Genomic DNA, 21,295 nt, shown 5'->3' on the forward strand with positions numbered 1-21,295 from the left:
GGCGNNTANNGGGCTCCGGGGCCGTCCGGGGACCCCGGGCCGGGGCTCCCCGCGGGTGCCGTGGGCGCCCCGGCCGCCGCGCGGCATGCCGGGGCGCACCGGGCGTCAGACGGTGAGGCCCTTGCCGCGCAGCCAGGCCAGCGGGTCGATGCCGCCGCCGGAGGCGGTGTGGACCTCCAGGTGGAGGTGCGGCCCGGTGACGTTGCCGGTGGCGCCGACGCGGCCGATCGTCTCGCCGGTGCCGACGGTCTGCCCGGCGCTGACGGTCATCGAGGAGAGGTGGCAGTACCAGATCTCGGTGCCGTCCTCCAGCTCCAGCACGACGCGGTAGCCGTACGCCCCGGACCAGCCGGCGGACTTGACGGTGCCGCTGTGGACGGCGTTGGCCGGGGTGCCGGTGGGAGCGGCCAGGTCGAGGCCGGTGTGGTAGCCGGAGGACCACATGGAGCCGGCCTGCCCGTACGTGGAGGTGATCGTGTACGAGGAGGTCGGCAGGGCGTAGCTCGCGGCCAGTCGGGACAGGCGCTCCGCCTCGGCCTTCGCGGCGGCCTCCGCCTCGGCGCGCTCGCGCTCCGCCTCCGCCGCCTTCTCCGCGGCGGCCTTCTCCGCCGCGGCCTTCGCCTCCGCCTCGGCGGCGGCCTGCTGGTCGGCGGCCTTCTTCGCGGCCTCCTCCGCCGCCGCCTTCTCCGCGGCGGCGCGGGCCTCGGCCTCGGCGGACGCCTGCTGCTGCTCGGCCTGCTGGAGGATGCGCGCCCGCAGCGCCTCGCCCGCGTCGGCCCCGGCGCTCCGGGCGTCGGCGGTGCCGCCCCCGGCGGACAGGCCGAGCGCGGCGAGGTCGGCGGGCGCCGGGGCCTCCTCGGGTGCGTCGTCCGCCCGGTCCGCGTCGTCGCCGATCAGGGCGCCGACGCCGGGGAGCGAGGAGGCGTCGGGGAGGCCGATGTCAGGGAGGGAGATCGCGACCCGGGGCTTGTCGTGCGCGGTGGCCATGCCGCCCGCGCCGACGGCCGCGATGACGCCGACCCCGAGGACGGTGGAGCTGCGGGCGAGGCCGCCGCGCTGCTTGACGACGCGGTGCCGTCCCCGCACGGGGCGGACGGTGTCCTCCGTCGGGTTCCACTCGGAGGTGGCCGCGGGCGCGGCGGCATCCGGGGTCCCCGAAGCGGTGGGGTGGCCGATCGTGTCGTACGGGCCGAAGGGGGCTTCGGGGGCAGGCTTGTTGGACGCCACGGAGGCGCGCTCCTTTCCTTCCTTCTCCGCCTACCGGGTTAGCTGACGGGTTCGGAGCAGGAAGGTCTCCTACGGGCCGACGAGAGCCCGACTCACCCCAATTGCGGTGGTTCCCCGGTTCCCTTGCGGGATTCGGCGCATGCGCACGGTGCCGCCTCTTGCGGCGGCTGACGCGACCGCGCTGCGTTATCGAACGTTAATAGAAGCGAGGGTGGTATTCCAAGCCGTTGCCCGGGGTACCTGGGCTGGTTGGGATCGAGTCGAGGCCCCAGAAAAGGACGATTCCCGACAAAGCAACTCGCTTTCCGGCGGCGCTGGTTCCGAAAAGCACCCGAGAAGTTCTTGACGGGGCGTCAACCTCCATGGCTGAACGCACCTCTTCCGTCACGTACGGTGCATGCCGCCCCGGTGCGCCGACGCCGGCCTGTCGCTCGAACACGCCGAAGGCCCGGTGCTGTGTGCACCGGGCCTTCGGTTTCAGTAGCGGGGACAGGATTTGAACCTGCGACCTCTGGGTTATGAGCCCAGCGAGCTACCGAGCTGCTCCACCCCGCGTCGGTGAACACCACCTTACGCCATCCCGGGGAGTCCGTTTACCGGTTTCCGTCCCACCGACCGGCGGACCCTCGGAAAAGCCCCTCCCGGGAACCCTCCGGCGGCAGCGGACCATACCCGTGGCACCCCCGGCGCACGGCTCCCGGCCGGAGGCCCGGTCGCCCGCTCCGGGGTGGATCGGACCCTCCCGGGCGCCCGGCCGGATGTGCGGCCCGGCCCGTACGGCGGAGTACCGTGGGAGGAAGGTGAACGTCCGGTTCGCCGTAGGGACCGGATCCCGCAGACAGGCGGACAGCACCATGGCCGACTTCGACACACCCCCCACGCCCGGGCGCCTCCCGGACACCGGCCACGAAGCGGTGAGGCCGGGCACGGCCCTCCTGCGGCTGGAGACCACGGATTCCCGCGAAGGCGTCCTCGACGGCGCGTGGTGGCCGCGTTCCCGTGACATCACGGAGGAGCTCCCCGCCCTGGTCGGAGCCCTGACCGAGCACCTCGGCCCGATCACCCGCGTCGGCCTGGACGCCGCCGCCTGGGACGGGCTCCCGGTCCGGCTGGTCATCGACGACCGGGTGGTGCACATCGCCTCGTTCCCCGTGGGTGACGACACCGTCCTGGTCACCCGGGGCGAGCAGGACCACTTCTCACTGCTCGTCGTACCGCCGGACACGTCCCCGGAGGCGGCACGCGCCGCGATGGCGCAGGCCGTCCGGGCCGACAACGTCACACGGGCCGGGCAGATCCTCGTCGACACCGGCGGCGATCGGGCGGCACGGCACTGACGACCCGGCGGAAGGGCGCGCCGGCCCGGAGGAGGCCGCCTACCGCACGGGGCGCCCCCGGCCGCGCCGGGCCAGGTAGGCGCCGAGGAGGACCAGATCGGCCACGAGGACGACGGCGCCGATGACCAGCAGGTACGTCATCCCCTCGACCGCGACGCCGACGAGGCCGAGCACGACGGCCAGGAGGACGAGGAACAGGAAGACCGCCATGTCGGGGACTCCTCCCTGTGATCGGTGTGACGGGCTGGTTCAGCGGCGTGCGAGTCGCCGCTCGCCGGCGGCACCGGGCTGGTAGGCCATGCCGTAGTGGTGGAAGACGGCCCGCTCGTCCTCGGCGGCGAGCACGTCGTCGGTCCCGATGGCGGGGGCCTTGCGGACCGTGCCCTTGTCGTACGGCACCCTGACGTACCCCGGTCCGACGGTCGCGTCGTCGAGCGGGACGAACACCAGCCGCTGACGGGTGGGCAGTCCCGTGCGGACGGTGGCCATGGCCGGCTCGTCCGTGGCCGTGCTCACGTACACCGCCTCCAGCACGCCGATCTTGTGTCCCTTCGGATCGACGACGTCCTGGTTCCGCCACTCCCTGATGTCCGCTGGGTGGATCATGCGGTCCGCTCCCTGGTCGGGCACGCTTCCGGGCGGGGCCGCCCCACCGTCCCGCAGCGGCACGGCGCCGTGACCCCGNCCCCNGTCTCCCCCCAGCCTGCCCCGGTGCCTCCCCGGCCGCCACACGGACCGGCCGGCCGGTCCGCCCCCTCCGACGGTGGCCGGCCCGAGGACGCATCCGGTTCGCGCGGGCTCCGGCCGGGTGCGCAACCCGTCGTTGGAACCCGTCGCGGGCGCCGACCGGTACCGCCACCGCCGACTCCGCGGGGGGACGGGCCGCGCCCCGTCCGCCGGGCGTGGGACGGGCCGGATCACCATGGGTTCCACCGGTGGACGGCCCCCCGCCGCAGGGGCGCCGCGCGGCCGGTTCCGTACGCCGTCTCGCCCCCGCGCGCCCGCGGCGCCGGCAGGCGCCGGGCCACCCGCTCGCGTGCCGTGCACAAGGGGAAGCCGGACACACGTGCGCCCCGGCCGCCGTGAGCGGCCGGGGCGCGAGACCCTCGGTCGGAAGCCGCAGGACGGCTCGTGACCCGGTAGGCCCTGTGGGACTCGAACCCACAACCAACGGATTAAAAGTCCGCTGCTCTGCCAATTGAGCTAAGGGCCCTCGGCAGGGTCATCCCTGAGCATAGCCCGCCCGGAAGGGTGTGCCGATCGGGTATCGGCCCAACGTCCGGTTCCGGCGCGTCCCGGAAGGCGGACGGGCCCGTACGCGGTACCCGAAGGTCGCGTACGGGCCCGTCCGAGGGTCCTACGAGGCGTCAGCCGTTGCGCTTCCAGCGCGGCTTGTCGTCGCGGCGGCCGAAGGAGCCGGAGCCCCGGTGGTCGTCGCGGCGGTCGTCACGCCGGCCGTACGGGCGGTCGTGGCCGGCGGCGCGGTGGCCTCCCGCGGGGCGGTCGTCACGGCGGTCGCGGTTGAACGGCCGGTCCGTGCGGCGGAAGCCGCCGCGGTCCCCACCCCGGTCACCCCGGTCGTCACGGCGGTCCCGGTTGAACGACGGACGCTCGTCACGACGCTCGTACGACGACGGACGCTCGTCACGGCGGTCCCGGTTGAAGGACGGACGCTCGTCGCGGCGGTCGCGGTTGAACGACGGGCGGTCGTCCCGGCGGAAACCACCGCGGTCCCCGCCCCGGTCACCCCGGTCGTCGCGGCGGTCGCGGTTGAAGGACGGACGCTCGTCACGGCGGTCGCGGTTGAACGACGGACGCTCGTCACGGCGGAAACCACCACGGTCGCCACCCCGGTCGTCACGACGGTCACCCCGGTCGTCACGGCGGTCCCGGTTGAACGACGGACGCTCGTCACGGCGGAAACCACCACGGTCGCCGCCCCGGTCGTCACGACGGTCACCCCGGTCGTCACGGCGGTCACCCCGGTCGTCACGGCGGTCCCGGTTGAACGACGGGCGCTCGTCACGACGCTCGTACGACGGGCGGTCCTCCCGCTGGGCGGGGACGGACGCCTGCTCCTCGGCGGCCGGTTCCGCCTCCGCGGCGGCCGTCTCCACCGCTTCCGCCACGGCCTTCTCCGGGTCCTCGCCCCGCTCGCGCGCCGCGCGGGCGACCAGGCGGTCGGCCTCCTCGCGGAGTTCCGCGGCACGGCGCTGCATGCGCTCCAGTTCCCTGGCCAGCTCGGCGACCTCGCGCTCGGCCTGCTTGGCGGCGTTGCCGGCCGAGTCGGCCTGCACCTCCGTCAGCGACCGGGCACCGGTGATCTCGGCGACCTCCGGGTCGAAGGCACCGCCCTGGCCGATGATGTGGCGGGAGGCGTCGACGCCCGCGTCCTCCATGAGGCGGAAGATCTGGCGGCGCTGGTGCGGCAGCGCCAGGGAGACCACGACACCGGAGCGGCCGGCACGGGCGGTGCGGCCCGAGCGGTGCAGGTAGTCCTTGTGGTCGCCGGCCGGGTCGACGTTCAGCACCAGGTCGATGCCGTCCACGTGGATGCCGCGCGCGGCGACGTCCGTGGCGACGAGCACGTTCACGTACCCGTCCTTGAAGTCGGCCAGGGTGCGCGTGCGGGCGCCCTGCGTCATGCCGCCGTGCAGCGCGTCGGCCTTCACACCGGCGTCGCGCAGCTGCTCGGCGACGCGGTCGGCGCCCAGCTGGGTGCGGACGAAGATGATCGTGCGGCCCTTGCGGGCGGCGATCGCGGCCGTGACCGGCGCCTTGTCCTTCGGCTTCACGACGAGGACGTGGTGGCTCATGGTCGTGACGTTGCCCTGGGCGCTGTCGACCTCGTGGTTGACCGGGTCGTTCAGGTAGCGCTTGACGAGCGTCGCGATCTCGTTCTCCATGGTCGCGGAGAAGAGCATGCGCTGCCCGCCGGCCGGAACCTGGTCGAGGAGCTCGGTGACCTCGGGCAGGAAGCCCAGGTCGGCCATCTGGTCGGCCTCGTCGAGGACGGCGACCTGGACCTGCTCCAGCGAGCAGGCGCCGCGGTTGATGACGTCGCGCAGCCGGCCGGGTGTGGCGACGAGGACGTCGACGCCGCGCTCCAGGGCGTAGATCTGGTTGCCCATCGACGTGCCGCCGCAGACGACCTTCATCTTCAGGCCGAGCACGTCGCCGTACGGCTGGAGGGCGTCCGCGACCTGCATCGCGAGTTCACGGGTCGGGGTGAGGATGACGCCCCGGGGCTTCTTCTTCTCGGTGTGGCCGCCGGACAGCGTGGCGAGCAGCGGCAGACCGAAGGAGAGGGTCTTGCCGGAGCCGGTACGGCCCCGGCCCAGGATGTCCCTGCCGGCCAGGGCGTCCGGGATGGTCGCGGCCTGGATCGGGAAGGGGACGGTGACGCCGTTCTGGGCGAGCTTGCGGACGACGCCCTCGGGAAGCCCGAGGTCGCCGAAGGTGACGGTGTCGGCGGCGTCGGCTTCGACCTCGGCGGTCTCCTCGGCCTCGACGGCCGCCTCGACCGCCTTCTCCGCGGCGACGACGGCCGCCTCGTCGTTCTCGGTGTGCTCGGTCGCGGACAGGACTGCGTCAGTGCTGGAAATGGACATGCGAAATGCGAAACCTTCCGGAGTCTCGGCACGCGCCCGTCAACTCCGTGTTTCGCTGCTTAGCAAATCGACCGCCTCGATGCGGTCAGCCACGGCAAGGGAGAGAGTACGCGCCACACGCGGCGCTCTTCGGTCGTGGCGCCGGGCAAATGGGATCAAACGATCTACTACCATACGCACCCTCCCCCACCCAGCGCAAGCCGGCCCCCTCATACGAGGGTGACCTGCGGCGATGCCGCCGGCTCCGGCCGGTGGAGGGGCGGCGGGCAGCCGCGCATCGCCTCGGCGCGAACGTCGTCGGAGGGCGACTCCGACGGCGGGTCCGCGGGGTCGGCCGGCGGCGACCCGCTCGGCTGCGGCGGCGCCGAGGCCGTCGGCTCGGGCGGAGCCCCGGGCGCGGAGGGCGACGGGGACGGCGCGCCGGGCCCCGTACCGCCGTCCTGGCCGCCCGCCCCGCCGCCGGGACGGGCGGAGCCGTCCGCCCCGGCGGCGGGGCCGGTACCGGGCGAGGGTCTTCCGCCGCGGCCCGCCTCCCGGCCCCCGTCCCGGCTGGGCGGCNGGGGGCNGGGNGGCGGACGCGGCGGGCTCCGACGACGGTCCGGCGCCGCCTTCCGCGTCCGTCGTCCCGCCCGCGCCCGCCCCACCCGCCGCCTCGCGGGTGGCGCCCGCGCCGCGCGGTTCGTGCGCACCGCCGGACGCCGCCGAGCCGCCCTCCCTGCCGGTCGCCGCCCCGGAGGGGACCGCCGTCCTGTCCGCCGGCGGCTCGGTCCCGCCGTCGGACACGCTCACACAACCACCGGCGGAACCGGCGGAGACCAGGACCGCCACCACGGTGACGGTCCACCGGACGGGCGCGGGCAACCGGCGCACGAAGCACCTCCAGGACGGGCGGGGCTCCCCGGAGCGGAACGCGGGGTCGGCGGCCGGAGGGGGTACCACCGGGGGCCGGCGCGGGAGCCCGGGAGCGGGCGGGATCCCCCTGCCCAACTCCCGCCGTGCCGCCGGGGACACGCCCCGGCGGCACACCGGTCAGCCGTATCCCAGTTCGTGCAGCCGCGCGTCGTCGATGCCGAAGTGGTGGGCGATCTCGTGCACGACGGTGATCTCCGTCTCGGCGACCACGTCCTCGCGGGACTCGCACATCCGCAGCGTCGGCCCGCGGTAGACGGTGATCCGGTCGGGCAGCACACCGGCGTACCACTCCCCGCGGTCGGTGAGCGGCGTCCCCTCGTACAGGCCGAGCAGTTCGGGGTCGTCCGCGGGCGGCTCGTCCTCCACGAACACGGCGACGTTGTCCATCAGCCGGGTGAGCTCCGGCGGGATCCGGTCGAGCGCCTCGGCGACCAGTTCCTCGAACTCCTCACGCGTCATCTCCAGCACTCGGCCATTGTCGTGGATGGGAGGCGCGCCCGGATGCGTACGGGCATGGCCGCGCGCCCCCGTGGGCATACGGCCCCAATGGCCCGAGCAGTCGTCCGCGTCTCGTACGCCCGTGTCGCCCGAGCCCTGCGTCGCGTGAAAGGCCGCGCGAAGAGCCGCGCCGGCTCCGCGGCGCCTCCCCCCGCGCTCGCGCCCGCCCCGCGCCCGCTCCGCGCCCTGGGGCTGCTCGCGGTGGCCGCCACCGGGGCGTGGCTGGGCCTGCTGGCCCTCGGCGGCGTGCACGTGCCGGTCGGTCCTGTGGACACGAGCATGACGCTCCGCCCGTCCCTCGCCGGCGGTACGGAGATCAACGTCTCGCCGCTCGGCGCCCTCGGCCTGGACTCCCACACGGCGCCCGTCCGCCTCGCCGTGGACGTCGACCGCCTGGACCCGGTCCGCGCCCAGGCCCTCGTCGAGCACCCCGAGCGGATCTCCGGCCTCCAGGAGGAGATCACCGCGGACGTCCTGGACGGCGCCCGCGACCTGGCCGTCCGCTCCTGCGTCGCCGTCGTCACCGGCGCCTGCGCCCTGGGCCTCGTGGTCTACCGGCGACCGGGCCGCGCCCTGGCGGCCGGGGGGCTGGCGCTGGCGCTGCTGGCGGCGTCGGGCGCGTCGGCGTACGCGACGTGGAACCCCAAGTCGGTCCTGGAGCCCCGCTTCTCGGGGCTCCTCAGCAGCGCCCCGTCGGTCGTCGGCAACGCGCGGTCGATCGTCACCGAGTTCGACGTCTACCAGAAGGAGCTGGCCCGGCTCGTCACCAACGTGACGAGGCTGTACGACGCGACGTCGACCCTCCCCACGTACCAGCCCGACCCGGCGACCATCCGCGTCCTGCACGTCTCCGACATCCACCTGAACCCGGCGTCGTGGCACATCGTCGGCTCCCTCGTGGAGCAGTACGACATCGACCTGATCATCGACTCGGGCGACACGATGGACCACGGCAGCGCGGCCGAGAACGTCTTCCTGAACCCGATCAGCAGCCTCGGCGCGCCGTACGTGTGGGTGCGCGGCAACCACGACTCGGCGGTCACCCAGAAGTACCTGGAGGGACTGCGGAACGTGCACGTCCTGGACGGGGGGCGGGCCGTCACCGTCGCCGGGGTGCGGGTGGCGGGCACCGGCGACCCGCAGTTCACGCCGGACCGGTCGGTCGTGGCGGCCGGGGACGACGCCGAGCGGGCGGCGGGCGACCGGCTGGCCCGGTCCCTGCGCGCGCAGGCCCGGGCAGGCACCCCGGTGGACATCGCGGTCGTCCACAACCCGGTGGCGGCCCACCGGACGGACGGCGCGGTGCCGCTGGTCCTGTCGGGGCACGTCCACCGGCGGGTCAACGAGGTGCTGCCGAACGGCACCCGTCTGAAGATCGAGGGGTCGACGGGGGGCGGCGGACTGCGGGCCGTGGAGAAGGCGGAGCCCGAGAGGATCCACGCGTCGGTGCTGTACCTGGACCGCGACACCCGGCGGCTCCAGGCGTGGGACGAGATCACCCTGGGCGGGCTCGGCCTGACCACGGCGGAGGTGGCCCGGCACGTCCCGGACGAGGTGCTGCCGGGTACGCCCCCCACGCCGTCCGGCTCTCCGTCCGGAGTCCCGACCGGTTCCCCGTCCGGAGTCCCGCAGCCGTCCGGCGGGACGGTCCCGCCGCCGGGGCGGACCTCCGCCCCGGCGTCCCGCCCGTGAACCGTTTTGGCGAACGGTCCCCCCATCCCATATGCTTCTCACGTCCCCGACGCGCTGAAGAGCGCCCAGGCGGGCCTTTAGCCCTCATCGTCTAGTGGCCCAGGACGCCGCCCTTTCAAGGCGGTAGCACGGGTTCGAATCCCGTTGGGGGCACGCTTTACCTTGTGCGAGACTAGTGACCGCACAAAGCTTGGTCCTGTGGAGCAGTTTGGAGTGCTCGCCACCCTGTCAAGGTGGAGGCCGCGGGTTCAAATCCCGTCAGGACCGCTGAGGTTTCACGTGAAACCTCGTGGCTGGGTAGCTCAGTTGGTACGAGCGTCCGCCTGAAAAGCGGAAGGTCGCCGGTTCGACCCCGGCCCCAGCCACCAGCCGAAAGGCCCCGTCCACGGACGGGGCCTTTCGTCGTTCACGCCGACCGGTACGCCACCCGGACCGCGCGGGTGCCCCGTGCCCCGGTTGCGGACCCTCACGGGGGCGCGGACAGTGGAAGACGCGGCCCGCCGGGGACCGGGCCCCGACGAGGCCCCGGGCCATCCCGCACCGTGGACGGCCCGGACCACCCCCGCAGCGCCCCGCGAGGCCCCGCCGCGCCCCGGGTACGGCCTTCCCCGTGTGAGCAGGCACCACAGGAGGGACCCCCTCCATGCGCGAGAACCTCCGGTACGGAAACCCACGGCCCGCCCGTGCCATGCCCCTCTCACCCGGCCGAAGCGACGACCCGGCACTTGTGGACCGGGGAAGGAAACCGTCCGGTACCGGCCGGAACCTCACCGCTTGCGAACCCCTCCCGCCTGGATTCACCCGTCCGGCTCAAGGCGGGGAGGTGCGGGCCCACCCGGGAACGTGCCCCGGACCGGCGGACGGCGGGGTTCCCCGGCGTAACCCGAGTTGCGGGCTCCTCCCGGGTCACCGGCAATGGACGCAGGGCCCGGCCCATCGCACCCGCTGTCTCCCGGAGGCGGGCCCGCAGCCAGGAAGGATCCAGCATGGCCCAGAACGACAAGGCGCTCTCCGTGGAGGGAATCCAGGGCGAGACGGCCTACGACTCGAACGGCGAGAAGATCGGCACGATCGGCCAGGTCTACGTCGACGACCGGCTCGGCACCCCCGAGTGGGTCACCGTCAAGACCGGCATGTTCGGCACCAAGGAAACCTTCGTCCCCCTGGCCGGCGCCCGTCGGCGAGGTGGGGAACTCCACGTGCCGTATGCCAAGGACATGATCAAGGACGCCCCCCGGATCGACGTCGACGAGCACCTCGACGCCACCGAGGAGCAGCGGCTCTACCGGCACTACCGGCTCACCCCGGGCGGCACCGCGGGGACCGCGGGCACGGCCGCCGGCGGTATGGCCGGTACCGGGGGCATGGCCTCGGAACGCGCCCACCACGGGCGCCAGCCGGCCGCCGCGATGCGCTCCGGCGCGGAGGACGAGGGGATCACCCGCTCCGAGGAGCAGATGCAGATCGGCACGGAGCAGTACGAGACGGGTCGCGCCCGCCTGCGCAAGTACGTCGTCACGGAGGACGTGACCACGAGCGTGCCGGTGAGCCACGAGGAGGTCCGCGTGGTGCGCGAGCCCATCCGCCCCGGTGAGCGCGCGACCCCCATGGAGGACACTGAGCAGGAGGTGACCCTGCACGCCGAGCGGCCGACGGTGAGCAAGAAGTCCGTCCCCGTCGAGCGCGTCCGGCTGGAGACCGAGAGGGTCACCGAGGAGCAGGAGGTCACCGGGCAGGTGCGCAAGGAGAAGATCGAGTACGACGACGACCGGTCCGAGCGCGGTCGTGGAGGCGAACGCGGCCGGGGCCCCAAGCACGGGCCGAACCGGTGATCGACGAAGGAGGAACCATGCGACGCACGATTGTCGGCACTTTCCTGACCGCGGCGCTGGTCGCGGGCCCCGCGGCCACCGCGGCGGCACAGGCACCGGCCGTGGAACTGGCGTCCGCCGTACAGGCCGCTCCGGTCCAGGTGCTGGCCCAGGACGACAACAAGGACGACGACAACGGCGACTGGGGCCTGTGGGGTCTCACCGGTCTCCTGGGTCTGCTGGGGCTCATCCCCCGCCGCTCCAAGTCGCACGGTACGAACCCCCGGGGCACCAGCCCGGGCATGGGAGGCGGCGCCCACCCCACGGACCGGATCTGAGACGGTCGCTTCCACCACGTCCCCTCCGGGGGCGACGGCCCCACCGGTCCTCCGGTGGGGCCGTCGCCCCCGGAGGCGGACACGGGCCGCCGTACCGCCGTCGCCGCGGGCCGGAACCGCACGTCGGCGAGCGGTACGGCGGGACGCCGGTGGTCCGCGGGGCGGCGCTGCGCCCGCCGTCCGCCGGGCCCGCCATCCGGGTCACGGGCGGACCGGGCGGGGTCCGGCGACGGGGCGGCCCCGAAGACGCCCGCGGCGCNGGGCCGGTCCGCCGGACGAGACCGCTCCGCGGCGGCGCCCGCCGCACGACACGGCTCCCGTGCGGACCGCTCCCCCGCTCCCCCGCCGTGTCGCCCGACCGCGCCGCCCGGCCGCGCGGGCAGGCGGCCCCGCCGGCACCGGCAGCCGCACGGGCCGCGCGCCGTACCACCGGGCATCGGTGCGGGGCACCGGGCGGGCACCCTCCCCGCCGACGACCCGCCACCCTTTTCACCCGAAATGGCAGGAGAAATCCGTTCGCCACTCCCGAGCCGCGGGTGAGATCCTGGGAGGCGGTATGTCTACTTCCTTCGCCGACCTCCAGGGCCTGCTGGCCGAGGTCCCCCTGCGCGACGCCCACCGGCTCGGCCGCCGTCTCGAAGGCGCCCGCCGCATCCACAAGCCCGAGGCCAGGCAGGCCGTACTGGACGAGATCGCCGCCGAGGCGGCGAAGGCGGCGGCCCGCACCGCCGAGCGGGCGTCCCGGGTGCCCGAGGTCACCTATCCCGAGCAGCTTCCGGTCAGCCGGAAGAAGGACGAGATCCTGGAGGCGATACGCGACCACCAGGTCGTGATCGTCGCCGGTGAGACGGGTTCCGGCAAGACGACGCAGATCCCGAAGATCTGCCTGGAGCTGGGCCGGGGCGTGCGCGGCATGATCGGCCACACGCAGCCCCGGCGGCTCGCGGCCCGCACGGTCGCGGAGCGCGTCGCGGAGGAGCTGCGGACACCGCTCGGCGAGGCGGTCGGCTGGAAGGTCCGCTTCACCGACCAGGTCGGCTCCGGCACGTTCGTGAAGCTGATGACGGACGGCATCCTCCTCGCGGAGATCCAGACCGACCGCGAGCTGCGCGCCTACGACACGATCATCATCGACGAGGCCCACGAGCGCAGCCTCAACATCGACTTCCTCCTCGGCTACCTGGCCCAGCTGCTGCCGAGGCGCCCCGACCTCAAGGTCGTGATCACCTCCGCGACCATCGACCCCGAGCGCTTCTCCCGGCACTTCGGCGACGCGCCGATCGTCGAGGTCAGCGGCCGTACGTACCCGGTGGAGGTGCGCTACCGGCCGCTGCTGGAGGAGGACTCCGAGGAGCCCGACCGGGACCAGATCACCGCGATCTGCGACGCTGTCGACGAGCTCCAGGCGGAGGGGCCGGGCGACATCCTGGTCTTCCTCTCCGGCGAGCGGGAGATCCGCGACACGGCGGACGCGCTGCTGAAGAGGAAGCTGCGGAACACCGAGGTCCTGCCGCTGTACGCGCGCCTGTCCCACGCCGAGCAGCACCGCGTCTTCCAGCAGCACGCCGGCCGCCGCGTCGTCCTCGCCACCAACGTGGCGGAGACCTCCCTGACGGTCCCCGGCATCAAGTACGTCGTCGACCCCGGAACGGCGCGGATCTCCCGCTACAGCCACCGCACGAAGGTGCAGCGCCTGCCGATCGAGCCGATCAGCCAGGCCAGCGCCAACCAGCGCAAGGGCCGCTGCGGCCGCACCAGCGACGGCATCTGCATCCGGCTGTACTCCGAGGAGGACTTCCTCGCCCGCCCGGAGTTCACGGACGCGGAGATCCTCCGGACGAACCTCGCGTCCGTCATCCTCCAGATGACGGCGGCCGGACTCGGCGACATCGAGAAGTTCCCCTTCATCGACCCGCCGGACCACCGCAACATCCGCGACGGCGTGCAGCTCCTCCAGGAGCTCGGCGCGCTCGACCCGGCGCAGAAGGACCCGAAGAAGCGCCTCACCCCGCTCGGCCGCAAGCTGGCCCAGCTCCCCGTCGACCCGCGCCTGGCGCGCATGGTGCTGGAGGCCGACAGGAACGGCTGCGTCCGCGAGGTCATGGTCATCGCGGCGGCCCTGTCCATCCAGGACCCGCGCGAGCGGCCCGCCGAGAAGCAGGCGCAGGCCGACCAGCAGCACGCCCGCTTCAAGGACGAGACGTCCGACTTCCTCGCCTTCCTCAACCTCTGGCGGTACGTCCGCGAGCAGCAGAAGGCGCTGTCGTCGTCGGCGTTCCGCCGGATGTGCAAGTCGGAGTACCTCAACTACCTGCGCATCCGCGAGTGGCAGGACATCTACAGCCAGCTGCGCACCGTCGCCAAGCAGATGGGGATGCACGTCAACGAGGAGGACGCGGACGAGCGGCGCGTCCACGTGTCGCTCCTCGCGGGCCTGCTCTCCCACATCGGCGTGAAGGACGTGAAGGAGGGCGCGAAGAACGAGTACCTGGGCGCGCGGAACGCCAAGTTCGCGATCTTCCCCGGCTCCGCGCTGTTCAGGAAGCCGCCGCGGTTCGTGATGTCGGCCGAACTGGTCGAGACGTCGCGGCTGTGGGCGCGGGTCAACGCGAGGATCGAGCCCGAGTGGATCGAGCCGCTCGCCGGGCACCTGCTGAAGCGCACGTACTCGGAGCCGCACTGGGAGAAGGACCAGGCGGCCGTGATGGCGTACGAGAAGGTGACGCTGTACGGCGTGCCGATCGTCGCCCAGCGCAAGGTCAACTACGGCCGCATCGACCCCGAGGTGTCGCGCGACCTGTTCATCCGGAACGCCCTGGTGGAGGGCGACTGGCGCACCCACCACAAGTTCTTCGCCGACAACCGCAGGCTGCTCACCGAGGTCGAGGAGCTGGAGCACCGGGCGCGGCGCCGGGACATCCTCGTCGACGACGAGACCCTGTTCGACTTCTACGACCGGCGGATCCCAGCGCACGTCGTGTCGGGCGCCCACTTCGACTCGTGGTGGAAGCACAAGCGCCGGGACGAGCCCGAGCTGCTCGACTTCGAGCGCGAGATGCTCATCAACGAGAAGGCCGGCGCGGTCACCAAGGCCGACTACCCGGACACCTGGCGGCAGGGCCGGCTCGCGTTCCGCGTCACGTACCAGTTCGAGCCGGGTGCCGACGCCGACGGCGTCACCGTCCACGTGCCGCTCCAGGTGCTGAACCAGGTGACCGGCGAGGGCTTCGACTGGCAGATCCCGGGGCTGCGCGAGGAGGTCGTGACGGAGCTGATCCGCTCCCTCCCGAAGCCGATCCGCCGCAACTACGTGCCGGCGCCGAACTTCGCGAAGCGGTTCCTGGCCGCGGCGGCGCCCGGCGCGGAGCCGCTGACGTCCGTCCTGGCGCGGGAGCTGAAGCGCATGGTGGGCGTCCCGGTGAGCCCGGACGACTTCGACTGGACGAAGGTCCCCGACCATCTGAAGATCACCTTCCGGATCGTCGACGAGCGGCGCCGCAAACTCGCCGAGGACAAGGACCTGGAGGCGCTGAGGCTGAGGCTGCGCCCGAAGACCCGCCAGGCCCTGTCGAAGGCCGCGGCGGCCGCCACGGCGGGCCCCTCGGGCCCGGGGAGCGGGTCGCTGGAGCGCTCGGGCCTGACGGACTGGACGATCGGCACCCTCACCCGCGTCTTCGAGACCCGCCGGGCGGGCCAGCCGGTGAAGGCGTACCCGGCACTCGTCGACCAGGGCGAGACGGTCGCCGTGCGCCTCTTCGACACCGAGGCCGAGCAGACGCGGGCGATGTGGCGGGGCACCCGGAGGCTCGTCATGCTGAACATCCCGGTGAATCCGGCGAAGTTCGCGTCCGACAAGCTGACGAACCAGCAGAAGCTGGCCCTGTCCCGCAATCCGCACGGCTCGGTGCAGGCCCTGTTCGAGGACTGCGCGACGGCGGCGGCGGACCGGCTGATCGCCGACCACGGCGGTCCGGCCTGGGACGAGGAGGCGTACCGAAAGCTCTACGACGGCGTCCGCGCCGACCTGGTCGACCTGACCGTGCGGACGGTGGACCAGGTCCAGCAGATCCTGGCCGCCTGGCAGTCCTGCGAGCGGCGCCTGAAGACCGTGACCAGCCCGGTCCTGGTGAACAACGTGCAGGACGTGCGCGAGCAGCTGGCGGCGCTCGTGCCGCCCGGCTTCGTCACCGCGACGGGCCTGCGCCGCCTGCCGGACCTGATGCGGTACCTGGTGGCGGTGGACCGGCGCCTCCAGCAGATGCCGACGTCGGCGCAGCGGGACACCGCCCGCATGGAGAGGGTCCACGAGATGCAGGACGAGTACGCGTGGCTGCTGGAGCAGTTCCCGGAGGGGCGGCCGGTGCCGCAGGAGGTGCTGGACGTCCGGTGGATGATCGAGGAGCTGCGGGTGAGCTACTTCGCGCACGCCCTGGGGACGGCGTACCCGGTGTCGGACAAGCGGATCGTGAAGGCGATCGACGCGCTGGCGCCGTGAAACCGGGCGGCGCGGTGACGGTGCGGTCGCCTTGGGTGAGTTCGACCGCACGGTCTGACCTGCTGTAGAGTCTCTCTCGCAGCCAAGGAGCGAACGGCTGCGAAACCTGGTCCTGTGGATCAGTTTGGAGTGCTCGCCACCCTGTCAAGGTGGAGGCCGCGGGTTCAAATCCCGTCAGGACCGCATCGATCGACCGAGGCCCGCACCATCAGGTGCGGGCCTCGGTCGTGCTTCCGTACCCCGTACCCCGCGGGGCCTCGGGCCGTCTCGCCGCCTACGGCCGGGCGGCGCGTCGGTCGGGATGGCGCCCAGGCCACCGGCCGTCTCCCGAAGGCGTTCCGGTACGGGGCCTACGCGCTCCCGCCTCTCCGTTCCCGGCACCGGGCGAACACCCTTCTCCCGTACGCCGCCCCGCGTCCGGAGCGGCGCGGGCGGGGCCGGGGGCGCCGGCACAAGGTCGCCGACCGCTCCTGACGGGACGTCGAAGCCCCCGCCGCGATGTGACGCGAGTCACGGAACCCTTCCGGGAAACGGCCCCACCGGCCCCTTCCGCCCATCAGGCCCATTTAATGTGTGCAATTGCACTGCCCTCCACCGTCGTCGCGGCACAAAAAAAGGATCGCGCCGGACCCGGCGGAGTCCAGCGCGATCGATGACGTCAGCCCGTTGGGGCGGGTGGCCGCCAGTGGAGCACGAAGCGGGCGGGCCGGGTTGGGGGACCCGGAAGAGCCCGGTTCACAGGGGGTGTTCAGGCCTCGCTACGCTGCTGCGGGATACCCGCGAGCAGCGCACGGACCTCTGCCTCGCGGTACCGTCGGTGTCCACCCAGCGTGCGGATGGACGTGAGCTTGCCTGCCTTGGCCCAGCGGGTCACCGTCTTCGGGTCCACGCGGAACATCGTGGCGACCTCGGCGGGGGTCAGCAGCGGCTCAGCATCAGGGGTGCGAGCGGTCATGAGCGGCCTCCTCGGGAGAACCGACGTTCTCGGTTCTTTCCTCTAAATTCTGCACCTTGACCCGCGTTGCCCGAAATGGCGGACGCGGGCCGAGTCGGTTATAGGACGAACGGCTTGTCCTCGGCACTACAACTACACCATCTGTCCAGCCACCTTCGGCCAAACCGATGGAATTGCCCTCTCAGGCATCCATCAACGGCGGAAGTCGATGGACCATGCCATAGCGGACAGTCACGTCACAGTGACGATCAGTCACAGAGCGATCAGGAGCCACCAGACCCCCCATAGCGTGCAATGCTGAGCCTTCCACCCATAGTTGGGCGGAAAGAGTCCTCCCCGGACTCCTTGTCCTATTTTGGCACGAGGTTGGGCGATGGGCGCAAGAGCCACTGTCAGTGCGATCCATCACCCTTGGGACAAAGGCCCGGTTCGGCGGAGAGCCGTCCGTCTTACGACGTCACACAAGACTCAGGCGCAACAGCCTCCGGCGCAACAGCCTTAACTGGGGAATCTTCGGTTCAGTTGGCGGACTGCCGCTCCCGCACCGCGCGCCACCGCTCCGCGAGCCGTTCGTAGGCCACCCCCGCGGCCGCCTCGTCGCCGTTCCGGAGCGCGGCGATGCCCGTCGCGACGTCCGCCGCGGACCGGTCCCCGGCGAGCAGCTCCGCCGGCAGGGCGTGCACCAGGCCGCCGTAGTCCAGCTCCACCAGCGAACGCGGGTGGAACTCCTCCAGCCACCGCCCCACGTCCACCAGGCCCTCCGTGAGCGGTCCCTCGTCGATCGACTCGCGCAGCGTCCGCAGCGACCGCGCCACCCGCCGCCGCGCCTGGACCATCGGCGTCCGGTACCGCAGCATCGGCGCCTCCCCGCCCCCGTCGCCCGGTACGTACTCGCGCTCCTCGTCCGCGAAGAGGACGAACCAGCGCACGGGCACCTGCCACACGGCGCTCCTGATCCACGGCCGCGCGTCCGGGTTCCGCTCCCGCCACCGCTCGTGGTCCGCCTCCGCCTGCCCCCGCACCACCGGCGGCACCGCCGCGTCCAGCACGGGCCGCGGCAGCAGCCCCGGCGACTCCCCCAGCGCCAGCCAGGCGCGCAGCCGCGTGCGCCACGGGCAGACGCACAGCGCGCCGCCCGACTCCGTCACGAACGCGTCGCCGCTCTCGTGCACCGGCACGGGCACGGGCGGCGTCGACACCAGATCGGCCAGGGCGCGCCGCAGCTCGTCCTGCGCCGTGGGGGCCCCACCGCGCAGGACGCGCTCCGCGTAACGGGTCCAGTGGGTGCGCTCGGGCTCCGGGAAGGCGGCCAGGGGTTCGTAGACGCGCAGGTAGGAGGCGTACGGGACGAGGACCGAGGAGACAGCCGGCATGCGCCGCATCCTTCCACGCGCACACCTGCCGGGGAGGTGATCCTGCCCACTGCGTCGGCTTTACGGCCAGGTAGGACTTACCCTCTTGCCGAGCAGGCCCCTTCCCACCCCTGGAGGGGCCGACACCGCCGCTTCGTACTTGGGAGTCACCACCGTGACCGATCTGACCGACGGCGTCCTGCACACCCTGTTCCGCTCGGAGCAGGGTGGCCACGAGCAAGTCGTGCTGTGCCAGGACCGCGCCTCCGGCCTGAAGGCCGTCATCGCCATCCACTCGACCGCCCTGGGCAACGCCCTCGGCGGTACCCGCTTCTACCCCTACGCATCCGAGGAGGCGGCCCTCCTCGACGCACTCAACCTGTCGCGGGGAATGTCGTATAAGAACGCCCTGGCCGGTCTGGAGCACGGCGGCGGCAAGGCCGTGATCATCGGTGACCCCGAGGTCGTCAAGACCGAGGAGCTGCTCCTGGCCTACGGCCGGATGGTGGCCTCCCTGGGCGGCCGTTACGTCACGGCCTGCGACGTCGGCACGTACGTGGCCGACATGGACGTGATCGCCCGCGAGTGCCGCTGGACGACCGGCCGCTCCCCCGAGAACGGCGGTGCCGGGGACTCCTCGGTCCTCACCTCGTTCGGCGTCTTCCAGGGCATGCGCGCCTCCGCCCAGCACCTGTGGGGCGACCCGACGCTGAGCGGCCGCACGGTCGGCGTCGCGGGCGTCGGCAAGGTCGGCCACTACCTGGTCGAGCACCTGCTGCAGGACGGCGCCGAGGTCGTGATCACGGATGTGCGGGAGGAGTCGGTGCGCCGCATCACCGACCGGTTCCCGCAGGTCCGGGTGGCCGCCGACACGGACGCCCTGATCCGCACCGAGGGCCTGGACGTCTACGCGCCGTGCGCGCTCGGCGGCGCCCTCAACGACGACACCGTGCCCGTCCTGACGGCGAAGGTGGTGTGCGGCGCGGCCAACAACCAGCTCGCGCACCCGGGCGTCGAGAAGGACCTCGCCGAGCGCGGGATCCTCTACGCGCCCGACTACGTCGTCAACGCCGGCGGCGTGATCCAGGTCGCCGACGAACTCCACGGCTTCGACTTCGAGCGGTGCAGGGCGAAGACGGCGAAGATCTTCGACACCACCCTGGCGATCTTCGCACGTGCGAAGGAAGACGGCATCCCGCCGGCCGCCGCGGCCGACCGGATCGCCGAGCAGCGGATGGCCGACGCCCGCCGCGCGTAGCACCGCGCACGGACCGTTTCCGGTCACGGAGCGCGCGTCCGCCGGGTGAGCACCCTTGACAGGACACCCGACGGACGGCTCCGCGCCTGCCCAGAGGCATCTTTCGGCCACTCTGCGCATTGGTGCGTTCGTACAGGCGTGCGTTCGCCCTGAGAGAGAGATGGCTCACGCCGGTCGGCGGGTCGACCTTGGGAAGAGGTTAAAATCGCAGTTGACCAGCGAGGACGGGGCTCCTCGCCGGTTCGGCTCCGAGGCGCGTGATGCGGGCGGCGTACCGTATGGCCGCGGAAGCAGGTACCGTTAAAGCCCACGGGCCGGTCTCTCCACGGAGAGTCCGTTCCGCACCATGAACGCGTGTCAAGACTCTGGGGCCGTCGAGCCCCGTCATCGAGGGGGTCGAGCCATGGGGCGCGGCCGGGCCAAGGCCAAGCAGACGAAGGTCGCCCGCCAGCTGAAGTACAACAGCGGTGGGACGGACCTCGCACGGCTGGCCAGCGAGCTGGGCGCATCGACTTCGAGTCAGCCTCCGAACGGAGAGCCGTTCGAGGACGACGACGAGGAAGACGACCCGTACGCCCGCTACGCGGAGCTGTACAACGACGAGGATGACGAGGACGAGGAGTCCGGTCCGTCATCCCAGCGTCGCGGCGCTTGACGCCCGCGCTCTTCCAACCCGGTCCGGGGCGAGCCCCGGACCGGGTTTAGTGCTGTTCAGCTCGCGTAGTCACCCGTCAGAGCGGCGCCGGTCGAGTGGTCCCCGCGCTCGGTGACCTCACCCGCGACCCAGGCGTCGACGCCCCGGTCGGTGAGCGTCGCCAGCGCCGCGTCCACCGAGTCGGCGGGGACGACGGCCATCATGCCGACACCCATGTTCAGGGTCTTCTCCAGCTCCAGGCGCTCCACCCGGCCCGCCTCGCCGACCAGGTCGAAGACGGCGCCGGGCGCCCACGTGGACCGGTCGACCACGGCGTGCAGGTGGTCCGGGACGACCCGTGCCAGGTTGGCGGCGAGGCCGCCGCCGGTGATGTGGCTGAAGGCGTGCACCTCGGTGGTGCGGGTGAGCGCCAGGCAGTCCAGCGAGTAGATCCTGGTGGGTTCCAGCAGCTCCTCGCCGAGGGTCCGGCCGAGCTCGTCGACGTGCTGCTCCAGCTCCATGCCGGCCCGGTCGAACAGGACGTGGCGGACGAGCGAGTACCCGTTGGAGTGAAGGCCCGAGGACGCCATCGCGACGACCGCGTCACCCGTGCGGATGCGGTCGGCGCCCAGCAGGCGGTCCGCCTCCACGACCCCCGTGCCGGCGCCGGCGACGTCGAAGTCGTCCGGGCCCAGGAGGCCGGGGTGCTCGGCGGTCTCGCCGCCGACGAGGGCGCAGCCGGCGAGGACGCACCCCTCGGCGATGCCCTTGACGATCGCGGCGACGCGCTCGGGGTGGACCTTGCCGACGCAGATGTAGTCGGTCATGAACAGCGGCTCGGCGCCGCACACCACGATGTCGTCCATGACCATGGCGACCAGGTCGTGTCCGATCGTGTCGTACACGCCCATGCGGCGGGCGACGTCCACCTTGGTGCCGACGCCGTCGGTGGCGGAGGCGAGGAGCGGGCGCTCGTAGCGCTTGAGCGCGGAGGCGTCGAAGAGGCCGGCGAAGCCGCCGAGGCCGCCGAGGACCTCGGGGCGCTGCGTCCTCTTCACCCACTCCTTCATCAGCTCGACGGCGCGGTCGCCCGCCTCGATGTCGACGCCCGCGGCGGCGTAGCTGGCGCCGCCGGTGGCACTGGTGGCCTGAGACATGGCTACAGAACTTTCGGT

At 72.8% G+C, this 21,295-nt stretch carries 15 protein-coding genes, 6 tRNA genes and 1 riboswitch; of the genes, 11 read left to right on the forward strand and 10 right to left on the reverse strand.

Annotated elements, in window-relative coordinates; translation table 11 throughout:
• Window positions 1-105 precede the first annotated feature (105 nt).
• Both MW084_RS13250 and MW084_RS13255 read right to left on the reverse strand, forming a co-directional pair.
• Window positions 106-1,227, reverse strand: coding sequence for a M23 family metallopeptidase (locus MW084_RS13250; protein ID WP_010471469.1), 1,122 nt, complete (start codon window positions 1,225-1,227; stop codon window positions 106-108).
• 12 nt (window positions 1,228-1,239) lie between these two features.
• Window positions 1,240-1,375, reverse strand: a riboswitch (cyclic di-AMP (ydaO/yuaA leader).
• Between the two features lie 333 nt (window positions 1,376-1,708).
• Window positions 1,709-1,782 (reverse strand) — tRNA-Met (locus tag MW084_RS13255).
• A 299-nt stretch (window positions 1,783-2,081) separates the two neighbouring features.
• Here MW084_RS13255 and MW084_RS13260 point away from each other — a divergent pair.
• Complete coding sequence (locus tag MW084_RS13260; protein ID WP_010471466.1) at window positions 2,082-2,564, forward strand: DUF5994 family protein; 483 nt, start codon at window positions 2,082-2,084, stop codon at window positions 2,562-2,564.
• A gap of 39 nt (window positions 2,565-2,603) precedes the next feature.
• On the opposite strand, the gene MW084_RS13265 is transcribed toward MW084_RS13260, so the two are convergent.
• The 5 genes from MW084_RS13265 to MW084_RS13285 all read right to left on the reverse strand — a co-directional run bounded on the left by MW084_RS13265 (window position 2,604) and on the right by MW084_RS13285 (window position 7,555).
• On the reverse strand, window positions 2,604-2,774 hold the full coding sequence (locus MW084_RS13265) for a hypothetical protein (RefSeq protein WP_169331698.1): 171 nt from the start codon (window positions 2,772-2,774) through the stop codon (window positions 2,604-2,606).
• 39 nt (window positions 2,775-2,813) lie between these two features.
• Window positions 2,814-3,170 (reverse strand): PRC-barrel domain-containing protein, encoded by a 357-nt coding sequence (locus MW084_RS13270; RefSeq protein ID WP_010471464.1) that lies wholly within the window; start codon window positions 3,168-3,170, stop codon window positions 2,814-2,816.
• A 534-nt stretch (window positions 3,171-3,704) separates the two neighbouring features.
• A tRNA-Lys gene (locus MW084_RS13275) sits at window positions 3,705-3,777 on the reverse strand.
• A 154-nt stretch (window positions 3,778-3,931) separates the two neighbouring features.
• Entirely contained in the window at window positions 3,932-6,175 is a 2,244-nt protein-coding gene (locus MW084_RS13280) for a DEAD/DEAH box helicase (protein WP_010471462.1), read from the reverse strand.
• A gap of 1,029 nt (window positions 6,176-7,204) precedes the next feature.
• Complete coding sequence (locus tag MW084_RS13285) at window positions 7,205-7,555, reverse strand: metallopeptidase family protein (RefSeq protein ID WP_010471459.1); 351 nt, start codon at window positions 7,553-7,555, stop codon at window positions 7,205-7,207.
• A gap of 78 nt (window positions 7,556-7,633) precedes the next feature.
• Between MW084_RS13285 and MW084_RS13290 the strand changes: the two genes are divergently transcribed.
• From MW084_RS13290 to MW084_RS13325, 8 genes are all read left to right on the forward strand, one after another.
• Window positions 7,634-9,277 carry a metallophosphoesterase family protein gene (locus MW084_RS13290; RefSeq protein ID WP_275563607.1) on the forward strand — a complete coding sequence of 548 codons (1,644 nt, stop codon included), beginning with the start codon at window positions 7,634-7,636 and terminating at the stop codon, window positions 9,275-9,277.
• Window positions 9,278-9,357: 80 nt separating this feature from the next.
• Window positions 9,358-9,430 (forward strand) — tRNA-Glu (locus MW084_RS13295).
• Between the two features lie 39 nt (window positions 9,431-9,469).
• Window positions 9,470-9,544, forward strand: a tRNA-Asp gene (locus tag MW084_RS13300).
• Window positions 9,545-9,568: 24 nt separating this feature from the next.
• A tRNA-Phe gene (locus MW084_RS13305) sits at window positions 9,569-9,645 on the forward strand.
• Window positions 9,646-10,263: 618 nt separating this feature from the next.
• On the forward strand, window positions 10,264-11,109 hold the full coding sequence (locus tag MW084_RS13310; RefSeq protein WP_010471454.1) for a PRC and DUF2382 domain-containing protein: 846 nt from the start codon (window positions 10,264-10,266) through the stop codon (window positions 11,107-11,109).
• A 17-nt stretch (window positions 11,110-11,126) separates the two neighbouring features.
• Window positions 11,127-11,426, forward strand: a complete 300-nt coding sequence (locus MW084_RS13315; RefSeq protein WP_010471452.1) for a WGxxGxxG family protein — start codon at window positions 11,127-11,129, stop codon at window positions 11,424-11,426.
• A 556-nt stretch (window positions 11,427-11,982) separates the two neighbouring features.
• Window positions 11,983-15,921 (forward strand): ATP-dependent RNA helicase HrpA, encoded by a 3,939-nt coding sequence (hrpA, locus tag MW084_RS13320; RefSeq protein WP_010471450.1) that lies wholly within the window; start codon window positions 11,983-11,985, stop codon window positions 15,919-15,921.
• A gap of 108 nt (window positions 15,922-16,029) precedes the next feature.
• Window positions 16,030-16,104 (forward strand) — tRNA-Asp (locus MW084_RS13325).
• Window positions 16,105-16,669: 565 nt separating this feature from the next.
• Here the strand turns inward: MW084_RS13325 and bldC are convergent.
• Both bldC and MW084_RS13335 read right to left on the reverse strand, forming a co-directional pair.
• Window positions 16,670-16,876, reverse strand: a complete 207-nt coding sequence (gene bldC / locus MW084_RS13330; RefSeq protein WP_003949541.1) for a developmental transcriptional regulator BldC — start codon at window positions 16,874-16,876, stop codon at window positions 16,670-16,672.
• 518 nt (window positions 16,877-17,394) lie between these two features.
• Entirely contained in the window at window positions 17,395-18,249 is an 855-nt protein-coding gene (locus tag MW084_RS13335; RefSeq protein ID WP_010471449.1) for a DUF8083 family protein, read from the reverse strand.
• A 154-nt stretch (window positions 18,250-18,403) separates the two neighbouring features.
• Between MW084_RS13335 and MW084_RS13340 the strand changes: the two genes are divergently transcribed.
• Window positions 18,404-19,486, forward strand: coding sequence for a Leu/Phe/Val dehydrogenase (locus MW084_RS13340; RefSeq protein WP_010471447.1), 1,083 nt, complete (start codon window positions 18,404-18,406; stop codon window positions 19,484-19,486).
• Window positions 19,487-19,889: 403 nt separating this feature from the next.
• Window positions 19,890-20,141, forward strand: coding sequence for a DUF3073 domain-containing protein (locus MW084_RS13345; RefSeq protein ID WP_010471445.1), 252 nt, complete (start codon window positions 19,890-19,892; stop codon window positions 20,139-20,141).
• 56 nt (window positions 20,142-20,197) lie between these two features.
• On the opposite strand, the gene purM is transcribed toward MW084_RS13345, so the two are convergent.
• The gene (gene purM, locus MW084_RS13350; protein WP_010471443.1) at window positions 20,198-21,277 is read right to left on the reverse strand and encodes a phosphoribosylformylglycinamidine cyclo-ligase; all 1,080 of its coding nucleotides are present in this window, start codon (window positions 21,275-21,277) and stop codon (window positions 20,198-20,200) included.
• Window positions 21,278-21,295 lie beyond the last annotated feature (18 nt).

It is taken from the genome of Streptomyces sudanensis (genome assembly GCF_023614315.1).
In the GTDB taxonomy this organism is placed as follows: Bacteria; Actinomycetota; Actinomycetes; order Streptomycetales; family Streptomycetaceae; genus Streptomyces; species Streptomyces sudanensis.